The sequence below is a fragment of the Pseudomonas sp. GCM10022186 genome (assembly GCF_042656385.1).
Classification (GTDB): Bacteria; Pseudomonadota; Gammaproteobacteria; order Pseudomonadales; family Pseudomonadaceae; genus Metapseudomonas.
In genome coordinates, this window is sequence record NZ_JBHSOU010000060.1 from 331602 (window position 1) to 342444 (window position 10843).

8 protein-coding genes are annotated in these 10843 nt (G+C 66.3%); 5 read left to right on the forward strand and 3 right to left on the reverse strand.

What is annotated here, in order from left to right:
• Positions 1 to 9 precede the first annotated feature (9 nt).
• The 4 genes from ACFPU0_RS20565 to ACFPU0_RS20580 are packed head-to-tail and all read left to right on the forward strand — an operon-like array spanning position 10 to position 5446.
• Positions 10 to 1041 carry a PilW family protein gene (locus ACFPU0_RS20565; protein ID WP_377695127.1) on the forward strand — a complete coding sequence of 344 codons (1032 nt, stop codon included), beginning with the start codon at positions 10 to 12 and terminating at the stop codon, positions 1039 to 1041.
• A gap of 16 nt (positions 1042 to 1057) precedes the next feature.
• Positions 1058 to 1570 carry a pilus assembly PilX family protein gene (locus tag ACFPU0_RS20570; RefSeq protein WP_377695128.1) on the forward strand — a complete coding sequence of 171 codons (513 nt, stop codon included), beginning with the start codon at positions 1058 to 1060 and terminating at the stop codon, positions 1568 to 1570.
• A 16-nt stretch (positions 1571 to 1586) separates the two neighbouring features.
• Positions 1587 to 5033 (forward strand): pilus assembly protein, encoded by a 3447-nt coding sequence (locus ACFPU0_RS20575; protein WP_377695130.1) that lies wholly within the window; start codon positions 1587 to 1589, stop codon positions 5031 to 5033.
• Complete coding sequence (locus ACFPU0_RS20580) at positions 5030 to 5446, forward strand: type IV pilin protein (protein WP_377695131.1); 417 nt, start codon at positions 5030 to 5032, stop codon at positions 5444 to 5446. The genes ACFPU0_RS20575 and ACFPU0_RS20580 overlap by 4 nt, the downstream gene beginning before the upstream one ends.
• Before the next feature lie 224 nt (positions 5447 to 5670).
• On the opposite strand, the gene ACFPU0_RS20585 is transcribed toward ACFPU0_RS20580, so the two are convergent.
• From ACFPU0_RS20585 to ACFPU0_RS20595, 3 genes are read right to left on the reverse strand one after another with little or no spacing between them, the layout of a single operon-like run.
• Positions 5671 to 7008, reverse strand: coding sequence for a sigma-54-dependent transcriptional regulator (locus tag ACFPU0_RS20585; protein ID WP_377695132.1), 1338 nt, complete (start codon positions 7006 to 7008; stop codon positions 5671 to 5673).
• Positions 7009 to 7010: 2 nt separating this feature from the next.
• A complete protein-coding gene (locus ACFPU0_RS20590) occupies positions 7011 to 8612 on the reverse strand; it encodes a sensor histidine kinase (RefSeq protein ID WP_377695133.1) in 1602 nt (533 codons plus the stop codon).
• On the reverse strand, positions 8602 to 8838 hold the full coding sequence (locus ACFPU0_RS20595; RefSeq protein ID WP_377695166.1) for a PP0621 family protein: 237 nt from the start codon (positions 8836 to 8838) through the stop codon (positions 8602 to 8604). The genes ACFPU0_RS20590 and ACFPU0_RS20595 overlap by 11 nt, the downstream gene beginning before the upstream one ends.
• Before the next feature lie 172 nt (positions 8839 to 9010).
• Between ACFPU0_RS20595 and ACFPU0_RS20600 the strand changes: the two genes are divergently transcribed.
• Positions 9011 to 10642, forward strand: coding sequence for an NAD+ synthase (locus ACFPU0_RS20600; protein ID WP_377695134.1), 1632 nt, complete (start codon positions 9011 to 9013; stop codon positions 10640 to 10642).
• The last annotated feature ends 201 nt before the right edge of the window (positions 10643 to 10843 follow it).

A 10843-nucleotide genomic window follows, 5' to 3' on the forward strand; every position in this document is an offset into this window, starting at 1 on the left:
GGGGTGCTCATGCGCAAGCAACGCGGCTTGAGCCTGGTGGAGCTGATGGTGGCCATGGTGATCGGCCTGGTCATCAGCCTGGCGGTCCTCCAGGTCTTCATCAGCAACAAGAACACTTTTCTCCTCCGGGGGGCGGCGGGAAACCTGCAGGAGAACGGCCGTTTCGCCCTGCAATACCTGGCCGCCGAGCTGCGCCCCGCGGGCGTGGGGGTAGGGACTCGGCTCGACGAGGAGGACATCTGCGTGGTGGCCGCCAAAGGCGACTCCGCGGAATGGAGCGCCATGAACCGCCCCATCTGGGGACAGCGCATCACGGCAACCGGCAGCCTCGGGGCGGTGGGCACCGACCAGCTGGCGATCTTCGCCAATGACGGTTGCGAGTCCTTTCTCACCGCCGGCGAGCTGCTCAAACCCTCGCTCAATGCGAATCTCAAGGTCACGGCCTATTGCCCGAGTATGCAGCAGGACCACGCGGTGATGGTGCTGGACATGGAGAAGGCGGTGGTCATCCGGATCACCAACCAGCCGAATTCGTCCGGCAATGGCCAGGTGACGCTGACCCATGCCGCGAGCAACAACGACAAGAACGCCAAATGCGGTGGCTTCAAGTTCTCGGATATCCAGTTCACCGCCCCGGCGCGGGTGGTGGGCTTCAGCCACAGGACCTTCTATGTGGCGAACACCGGCCGCGTCACCGCGAGCGGGCAGCCGATCCGGGCCTTGTTCGTCCGCGACGCGGCGCAGGTGCCGGCGCAGAACAGCGAGATCGTGGAAGGCGTGGAGTCGCTGCGCACCAGCTTCGGCGTGGCGGCGGACAACGGTGTCAGTGTGCAGACCTATCTGAGCCCGGCCGAGGTGGAAGCGGCCAACCGCTGGGACGATGTCCGCACGGTGAAGATCGATCTGCTGCTGGCCAGCAACGAACGCGTAGCGGGGGCCCAGGACCAGGCTGTGCAGTTCGGCGGGGCGGCGGTGGCGGCGGATGGGCGCCTGCGCCAGGTATTCAGCACGGTAGTGGCCCTGCGCAACCGGGTCGACTGATGAGGCAAGGATAAGCATGCAAAAGCAAAAAGGAGCGGTGCTTCTGGTCTGCCTGATCGCACTGCTGGCATTGACGGTACTGGGGGTTACGGCGATGTCCGGAAGCACCCTGCAGGAGCGCATGGCCGGCGGCGCGCGGGATTACAACGTGGCCTTCCAGGCGGCCGAGAGCGCCTTGCGGGTGGGCGAGGCCTATGTGCGCCAACAGGTGGAGGCCAGTGTCGATCCCACCCAGTTGTTCCTGGCCAGCACCGATTGCCCGGCCGTTACGACAGCGCAGTGGACGCCTCCCGCCGAGCTCAACAGCCAGCCACGCACGCCGGTCTGCCGGGTGCGCAATTTCTACGGTGCATCGGGGGGCGCGACCACCTTCGTGTGCGAAACCGACGGCTCGATCGCCGAGAACCGCGCGTTCGACTGCCTGAGCCGGACCTATCTGTTCAACGTCGAAGCCACCGGTTATGCCGGCGGGGATGCCGAAGTGCACCTGCGCTCCACCGTGGCCATTGCCATCCGCAGCCAGAACTGATCGAAGGGAGACACGGATGATCCGCTCGAAATACGCCTTTGCGGTACGGGCATTGCTGGCCGCCCTGCTGACCGCCGCGGTCAGTCACAGCGCCCTGGCGGCATTCGTGCCCGGGCAGGTGCCGTTGAACCTGGGGGGCCAGGTCGAGCCCAACCTCATGTTCATCCTGGATGACTCGGGCTCCATGCGCTGGGGCTTCCTGCCGGACGATCTGCGCCCGGCCTACCTGGAAAGCACGAGGGACTGGGAGCGCAGCGGAGAGTGTCAGGTGCGTGGCAGCTACGCCGGCAAGAACCTGCATTTCTGCCCGAAAACCGGTCACCGCTACCTGGCGTCCAGCCACCTGAACAAGTCCTACTACAACCCGGCCGTGCAGTATCTGCCGCCGATCAAGAGCGATGGACAGCGCTACGCCAATGCAAGCTTCACCGCGGCGCCCGTGGACGGATACGCCGGGGGCCAGACCGTCAATCTCGGCAATGGCTACATGGCGATCATGGACGACTACTACGCGCCCAATAGCAGAGGCTGTTCGAACTGGAATTGCGCCGACTACGAAGGATTCGCCGTGGGCCCGAAGAGTAGTGCCGGCGCAGCCTTCTACCACGAGTTCACCGGCGGGGGCAGCTGTGCCAGCAATCCCCGCCAGGATGCCTGCTATACCGAGCGTATCGTGGGCGCCGACGAGCAACAGAACTTCGCCAACTGGTTCTCCTACTACCGGACCCGCATGATGTCGGCCAAGGCCGGGATCAGCCAGGCATTTTCCGCGTTGCCCGGGGACGTCCGGGTTGGCTACGGTGCGATCAACCTGACCAGGAACACCGTCGACTCGGACAGGACCGATACCCTGGCGCGCGGCGTGCGCCGATTCGAGGGGACCGGGCGCTCCGAGTTCTATGACTGGCTCTTCGCTAGCAACGCATCAGGCGGTACGCCTCTGCGCAAGGCTCTGGGCGATGCCGGCGAATACTTCTCGCGCAAGGACGAGGCCGGCCCCTGGAGCTCGACGCCGGGCCAGACCGGCGGCAAGGAGTACGCCTGCCGCCAGAGCTACACCATCCTGACCACCGATGGCTACTGGAACGGTGACGCGGCCTCCAGGGATGGCGCGCGCGCCAACGTGGATAACCGCAACGGCCCGACCATCAGCGGGCCGGATGGGCAGACCTATCGCTATGTGCCCAAGGCGCCGTTCAGCGACAGCGCGGACAACACCCTGGCGGACGTCGCCATGTACTACTGGAACCGCGACCTGCATGACACCCTGGCCAACCGTGTGCCGACCGATCCGGCGGACCCCGCGTTCTGGCAGCACATGGTGACCTTCGGCGTCGGTCTGGGCATGAGTGGCACCATCGACCCGCAGACCGCATTCGCCGCAGTCAAGAATGGCACCTCGCTGACCTGGCCCAGCCCGACCAGCAGCGACCCGGCGAAGCTGGATGACCTGCTGCACGCCGCGGTCAACGGTCGTGGCGGTTTCTTCAGCGCCCAGGACCCGCAGCAGTTCGCCACCGCCCTGGGCGAGACCCTGGCGTCGATCAGCGACCGTACCGGCTCCAACACCTCCGCCGTGCCCAATGCGCGCCGCCTGGACAGCAACACCCTGGTCTATGAGGCCTTCTACACCAGCGCGGACTGGTCCGGAAAACTGCTGGCGAAAAAGCCCAAACAGACCAGCGCCGGCATCGTTTTCGAGGAGGTCTGGGAGGCGGGGCAGAAGCTCGGGCGCAGCTCCCGCAGCCTGTTCACCCACGACGGCGCGGCAGGCGCCAACCATGGCCAGGCGTTGAACTGGGCCGGCCTGAGCGCGGACCTCAAGGCGCACTTCAATAACGATGAGGTGCTGTTCAACTACCTGATGGGCGAGCGCACGAACGAGGCGCCGGCCGGCAGGAAATTGCGCAAGCGCTCCACCCTGCTCGGCGACATCGTCAACTCCACCCTGGTGCTGGCGAACAGGCAGGACTGGGGCTTCCATGGCCGGGTACCGGTCGCCAGCGGCGACCAGACCTACGCCGAGTTCGTCGCCGCCAAGTCGAGCAGGTCGCCGGTGCTGTTCGTCGGCGCCAACGATGGCTTCCTGCACGCCTTCAACGCCAACAACGGCAACGAACTCTTCGCCTACATGCCCAACGGCGTGCTGGGTAACGTCAAGCTCCTGGCCAACAGCGACTACAAGCACCGCTACTTCGTCGACGGCAAGCTGCACATCCGCGACGCCCGCCTGAACGGTGCCTGGCGTACCGTGCTGCTCGGCAGCCTCGGCGCCGGTGGCAAGAGTGTTTTCGCCCTGGACGTCACGGACGCCTCCGGCAGCACCGGATTCAGCGCCAGCAAGGTGCTGTGGGAGATCAAGGACGACGCCGACCTGGGCTACAACTTCGGCGAGCCATTGGTCGGGCGCATGAAGGACGGCAACTGGGTGGCGATCTTCGGCAACGGCTATGGCAGCACCAATGATGACTCGGTGCTGTTCATCGTCGACCTGGCCACCGGCGCGGTGAACAAGGTGCGCGCGGGCAAGGCCACGGGCGGCCTGTCCAGCCCGTCCTTCGTGTACGCCACCGACAGCTCGGGCAACATCTACGTGAAGGACGTGTATGCCGGCGACCTCGGCGGCAACCTGTGGAAATTCAACCTCAAGGGCTCTGGAACCGGCGCCGGCGATTTCGAGGTCGGCCTGGGCTCCGCCAGCAAGCCGCAGCCGCTGTACATCGCCACCGATACCGCGGGCACGCCACAGCCGATCACCGTCAAGCCGGAAATCGCCTATCACCCCGATGGCGTGGCGCAGGGCGTCATCGTCTACTTCGGCACCGGCCGGCTCTACACCTCGGGTGATGTGACCGACACGTCCAGACAGACTTTCTATGGCATCTGGGACAAGCTGGCGAGCAACGGGTCCTCCACCGCCTTCAGCGGCCGGTCGGACCTCGAGCAACGTTCGATCCTGTTCGAGGGCGAGGCCTTCGATCGCGATGTGCGGGTGCTCGACGCACCGGCCACCACCATTGACTGGAGCAGGAAGCGCGGCTGGTATCTCGACCTGACCTCGCCGGTAAAGGGCGCCCAGGGCGAGCGGGTGATATTCGCGCCGCGCATCCTGCTCAATCGCTTGGTCGTCGAAACCGCCATCCCGTCTGCCGACCCCTGCCTGGCCGGTGGTTCCGGCTGGACCATGGTGCTCGATCTGGCCAGCGGCGGGCGGCTCAACTATGTCCTGCTGGACCTGAACAAGGACGGCAAGTTCACCGATGCGGACATGGTCACCGTCGGTGGCCAGAAGCTCCCGCCGTCCGGCATCGGTTCTTCCGGCAGCATACCCACCGGCTCGTTCGACCTGATCGATCCGCAGAAGTACTGGCTGTGCCGCGGCACCGGAGTGGATGACTGCATCCCGGCGGCCAATACCCTCAATGTTCTCGAAGGCCGTCAGTCCTGGAACCAGATTCGATGAAAAGCAGCAAGGCGTTCACCCTGATTGAACTGATGATCGTGCTGGTGGTGATCGGCATCCTCGCCGCGATCGCCTACCCCAACTACACCGAGCATGTGCGGCGGGGCAAGCGCGCCGAGGTGAAGGCGGCCCTGATGGAGGGGGCGCAGGCGCTGGAGCGTTATTACTCCACCCACGGCTCCTATCTGGATTCCGAAGGCAACTTTGCCGATGCTTTCGCCACCCAGGCGCCGGCCTCGGGGGCGGCCAACTACACCATCGCCGCCCAGGGCGCCCCGACCGCCACCACCTTCCAGCTGCGTGCCACCCGTGCCGGCAGCATGGCCGGCGACCCTTGCGGCGACTTCCAGATCAGCCACACCGGCGAGCGCACCCTGGCCAACGCCACGCGGACGGTCGCCCAGTGCTGGTAGACGGTAGAGGGGCTTGCGCTTCGATGGCCTGGCACAGTCGGTGCCTTGCGATGCCTCGCTGGTGGATAGAAAAGCGCTATCCACCCTACATGGCTGCCACGTGGCCCCGTAGGATGGGTGGAGCGGAGCGATACCCATGCGGACAGGGCTGATGGGTATTGCAAGCTCGCGGAACGCCGCCCGCCCCATCCTGCATGGCTATCTACCTTACGGTCGGCCGGGTATCAGTCGATACCCAGCTTCTTCAGGCGATAGCGCATGGAGCGGAAGGTCAGGCCCAGGCGCTGGGCCGCTGCGGTGCGGTTCCAGCGGGTTTCCTCGAGGGCCTGCATGATCAGCTTGCGCTCGATGTTCTCCAGGTAGTCCTCCAGGTTGTCGATCTGCGCCAGGTTGGCCTCGCCGGCCTCGGCCGCGCCGGTGGCTTCTGCCAGGCGCAGGTCGCGGGCCTGGATCTGGTCGTCCTCGCAGAGGGTGTAGGCGCGCTCCAGCATGTTCTCCAGCTCGCGCACGTTGCCCGGGAAGCGGTAGCACTTGAGCTTGTCCAGGGCCTCCGCGGTGAGGCGGGCGGCCGGCAGGCCGCTCTGCTGGGCCAGGCGCTTGAGCATGGTTTCGGCCAGCAGGGGGATATCCTCGCGGCGCTCGCGCAGCGGCGGCACACCGAGCTCGATGACGTTCAGGCGGTAGTAGAGGTCCTGACGGAAACGGCCGGCGGCGACTTCGGCGGCCAGGTCCTTGTGGGTGGCGCTGAGGATGCGCACGTCCACCACCACCTCCTGCTGACCGCCGACGGCGCGCACGGCCTTTTCCTGGATGGCGCGCAACAGCTTCACCTGCATCGGCAGAGGCAGGTCGGCCACTTCGTCGAGGAACAGCGTGCCGCCGTTGGCCGCCTGGAACAGGCCCTGCTTGTCTTCCACCGCGCCGGTGAAGCTGCCTTTCTTGTGGCCGAAGAACTCGCTTTCCATCAGCTCCGAGGGAATCGCGCCGCAGTTGACCGGCACGAAGGGGCGTTCGGCACGCGGCCCCTGTTCATGGATCAGCCGCGCCACCAGTTCCTTGCCGCTGCCGGATTCGCCGCTGATGTAGACGGGCGCCTGGCTGCGGGCGAGCTTCTGGATCTGCTTGCGCAGGGCGTTCATCGGTGGCGATGCGCCCAGCAGGCGGCCGTCGACCGGCGCTTCGCCGTCTTCCGGTGCGCTCAGGCGCAAGGCGGTGTTGACCAGCTCGCGCAGGCGGGCGAGGTCCACCGGCTTGGTGACGAAATCAAAGGCGCCGGCCTTGAGGGCGTTCACGGCGGTGTCGAGGCTGCCGTAGGCGGTGATCATCGCCACCGGGGTCAAGGGGTGGCGCTGCTGGATGAATTGCACCAGATCCAGGCCGCTGCCATCGGGCAGGCGCATATCGGTCAGGCACAGGTCGAAGGGCTCGCGCGCCAGCCACTCGCGGGCTTCCTTGAGGTTGCGGGCGCTGCGGGTGTCGAGCTTCATCCGCCCCAGGGTGATCTCCAGCAGTTCGCGGATATCGGGCTCGTCGTCGACGATCAGGGCTCTCTGTCGGGTCATGGTCAGCTCAGTTTGCGCGGATGGGCAAAGGTGATGCGGAAGCAACTGCCGCCGTGTTCGCGCGGTTTGTAGTCGAGGCGCGCCTGGTTGCTCTCGCAGAGTTCGCGGGAGATGTACAGGCCAAGGCCGGTGCCCTTGCTTTCGGTGGTGAAGAAGGGCTCGAAGATAGTGTGCACCTGTTCGGGCGCCACGCCCTCGCCGTCGTCTTCCACCTCCAGCACGGGCAGGTCGCTTTCGGTATCACGGAAGAGTTTGAGCCACACCTGGCCCCGGGTGTGCTTCTTGGCGCTGTAGCGCATGCCGTTCTGCACCAGGTTGGTCAGCACCTGGGTCAGCTGGTGCGGGTCCATGCGGGTTTGCAGGGTGCTGCCGTGGGTGGTCAGGTGCAGGGTCTGGTCGGGGCCGGCAGAGGTGCGGAATTCGCTGGCGAAACGGGTCAGCCAGTACTTGAGGTCGAGCAGCTGCGGCTCCGACTGGCGGCGGCGGGACAGCTGCAGCACATTCTCGATCACCAGGTTCATGCGGCGCGAGTGGTCCTGGATGATCTGCGCCAGGCGCCGGTCGGGGCCCTGCAGCTCATCGGACTCGTGCAGCAGCTGGGCGGCATGGCTGATGGCGCCCAGGGGGTTGCGGATCTCGTGGGCGATGCCGGCGGTCAGGCGGCCGAGGGAGGCGAGCTTGAGCTGCTGGGCCTGCTGGGCGATCTGGGAGATGTCTTCGAGGAAGATCAGGGTGTTCTGCTGGTTGCCCCGCTGCAGGTGGACGAAGCTCGGCTGCAGGGTGGGGCCGTCGGTGAAGGCCTGGATACCCTGTGGCCGCAAGGTGGGGTTGGCCAGCCAGTGTTCGAGGCTCTTCAGCAGTTCCGGGCACTGGCTGTCGAGCTGCTGCCCCACCAGTTCGTTCTGGCCCAGCAGCGCCTGGGCACCGTTGTTGGCGAGGAGGACCTGGTGTCGCGGATCGATGACCAGGATGCCGGTGCGCATGCGCTCGAGGATCTGCGCGTTCAGCGCCTCCAGGTTGGCGACATCGGCGGCGCGCTGTTCGGCGAGGGTTTCGCTGAGCTGCAGGCGCCGGCTCAGGCCCTGGATGACCAGCGCGGCGGCGAAGCAGAGGGCGCCGAAGCCGCCGGCCTGGACGAACTGGCTGCTGGCCTGGGGGTGGCTGAGGCTGAGGTAGAAGGTCAGGTAGATCAGGGCGATGGTCGCCACCGCCGCCACCAGCAGACCGATGCGCCCGCGCAGCAGGATGTTGGAAATGGCCACCGAGACCACCACCAGGTTGGCGATGCCGCTGGGCGTGCCGCCGGCCGCGAAGAACAGGCAGGACAGCAGCAGCACGTCCACCAGGGCCAGGCTGAATACCTGCACCATGCTCCGCGGGCGCGGGACCAGCGCGGCGATCAGGGCATTGAGGCCCAGGTAGAACCAGCTGGCGTTCTGGAACAGCTCGGGACTCGCCAGGTCGAGCAGGCGGTCGTCCAGTTCGCTGGAGATCAGCAGCACCAGGGCCATGCCGATCACCAGCCGGTACAGGCTGTAGAGGCGGAAGATGCGCCGTCCCTGGGCGCTCAGCGCGCTGGGGGCGGGGAGGGCGTCAATGCTCACCAGGTCTCTGGTCCTGCTCGAGGTGAGCCCGGCTGCAGTACCAGCGGTCGTCCCGGGACAGCGCATGGGCGCGGGGCACGTGCACGCCGCACTGGGCGCAACGCACCATGGGCTGGGTGTCTTCCTGCTGGCGCGGTGCGGGGCGGGGCTTGGAAGGGGTCTTGAAGCGACGCCACAGCCAGATGGCGGCGAAGATCACGGCAATCCAGAACAGCAGGCGAAACATGCCGAAGGTGCTCTCTTCTCGATGGAAAGCTGGCAGTTTAGCCAAGCCGGTTGTCCGCGCACAGAGACGGGCCGCACGCTGGCGCATCTTCCGTGGTATCCGCTGCGGACCGGGCGGAGTATGGTGGCGTTGAAACGCATTCGATGCGTTGGACAATCCTCGGGAGGTGGCCATGCGCCAAAGCCTGCGAATCGTGATGGCCCAGCTCAATCTCCGTGCCGGGGACGTGCAGGGCAATGTCGAGCGGATAATCGAGGAAGCGAACTCCGCCCGCGAGGCGCGGGAAGCGGATGCCATCGTTTTCCCCGAGCTGTCCCTGTGCGGTTACCCGCCGGAAGACCTGCTGCTGCGTTCCAGCATGCAGCGCCGTATCGAGCGGGGGCTGCAACGGCTGCGTGACGAGGTGCGCGGCATCTACCTCGTGGTGGGTTATCCCTGGCTGGAGGACGAACTGCGCTACAACGCCTGCGCGGTGATCGCCGACGGCCAGCTGCTGGCGACCTACTACAAGCAGCGCCTGCCCAACTACCGGGTGTTCGACGAGAAGCGCTACTTCGAGCCGGGCCGGCAGCCTTGCGTGGTGGATATCAAGGGAGTGCCGGTGGCCCTGTCCATCTGCGAAGACATCTGGGACCCCGAGCCCATGGCCCAGGCCCGCGCCGCCGGCGCGCAGCTGATGCTGAGCCTGAATGCCTCGCCCTTCCACCTGGACAAGCAGCTGGAGCGCGAGGAAGTGCTGGCCGAGCGGGTTGCCGAGGGGGAAATGCCGATCATCCACGTCAACCAGGTCGGCGGCCAGGACGAGTTGGTGTTCGATGGCGGCAGTTGCGTCATGGATGCCGGCGGCATGATCTCCCAGCGGGCGCCGGCCTTCGTCGAAGGCCTGTTCCCGGTGGACCTGCAACTCCAGGACGGGTGCTGGGTGCCCAGGCGGACCCACTGCGCCGAGCTGCCGGACCTGGAGGCGAGCGTCTATCAGGCGCTGGTGGTGGGCGTGCGCGACTATGTGCAGAAGAACGGTTTCAGGGGCGTGGTGCTGGGGCTTTCCGGCGGCATCGACTCGGCCCTGACCCTCGCGGTGGCGGTGGATGCCCTTGGCCCGGAGCGGGTCGAGGCGGTCACCATGCCCTACCACTACACGGCGCAGATCAGCCTGGAGGATGCCGAAACCGAAGCGCGCCTGCTCGGCGTCGCTTACCGGGTGCTGCCGATCGCGCCGATGGTGGAGGCGTACCAGCAGGTGCTGGCGCCGGTCTTCGACGGCCATGCCCATGACACCAGCGAAGAGAACCTGCAGGCCCGCTGCCGCGGTACCTTGCTGATGGCCATTTCCAACAAGAAAGGCAGCCTGGTGCTGACCACCGGCAACAAGAGCGAACTGGCCGTGGGCTACGCGACCCTCTACGGCGACATGGCCGGTGGCTTCGATGTGCTCAAGGACGTGCCCAAGACCCTGGTGTTCCGCCTGGCCGAGTACCGTAACAGCCTGGGGCCGGTGATCCCGCCCCGGGTGATAGAGCGCCCGCCGTCGGCCGAGCTGGCGCCGGGGCAGCGCGACGAGGACGCGTTGCCGCCCTATCCGGTGCTGGACGAGATCCTCAAGCTCTATATCGAGCATGACCTGTCGGCCAACGCCATCATCGCCGAGGGCTTCGATACGGACACGGTGAACCGCGTGCTGCGCATGGTCGACCGCAGCGAGTACAAGCGGCGCCAGGCGGCGGTAGGTGTGCGGGTGACGCAACGGGGCTTCGGCCGGGATCGGCGTTATCCCATCACCTCGGGGTGGCGGCTGGGGGATTGACGGGCTTGCCTGTGCCCCGGTCGTAGGGTGGAAATCCCTTTTGGGATTTCCACCATCGGTGTCTTGCGTGGCCTCGCTGGTGGATAGAAAAGCGCTATCCCCCTACACGGCTGACACGGCACCGCCCTGTAGGGGCGAATTCATTCGCCAAGCAGGCCGAAGGCCTGCCCTGCAGGGTCCGAGCGGGGCACGATTTCCCTC

What these genes read in the sequence shown, in the direction of transcription:
- ACFPU0_RS20575 (WP_377695130.1), top strand. Translation starts at nt 1,587, where the DNA reads ATGATCCGCTCGAAATACGCCTTTGCGGTACGGGCATTGCTGGCCGCC.
- ACFPU0_RS20585 (WP_377695132.1), bottom strand. Translation starts at nt 7,008, where the DNA reads ATGACCCGACAGAGAGCCCTGATCGTCGACGACGAGCCCGATATCCGC.
- ACFPU0_RS20565 (WP_377695127.1), top strand. Translation starts at nt 10, where the DNA reads ATGCGCAAGCAACGCGGCTTGAGCCTGGTGGAGCTGATGGTGGCCATG.
- ACFPU0_RS20570 (WP_377695128.1), top strand. Translation starts at nt 1,058, where the DNA reads ATGCAAAAGCAAAAAGGAGCGGTGCTTCTGGTCTGCCTGATCGCACTG.
- ACFPU0_RS20600 (WP_377695134.1), top strand. Translation starts at nt 9,011, where the DNA reads ATGCGCCAAAGCCTGCGAATCGTGATGGCCCAGCTCAATCTCCGTGCC.
- ACFPU0_RS20595 (WP_377695166.1), bottom strand. Translation starts at nt 8,838, where the DNA reads ATGTTTCGCCTGCTGTTCTGGATTGCCGTGATCTTCGCCGCCATCTGG.
- ACFPU0_RS20580 (WP_377695131.1), top strand. Translation starts at nt 5,030, where the DNA reads ATGAAAAGCAGCAAGGCGTTCACCCTGATTGAACTGATGATCGTGCTG.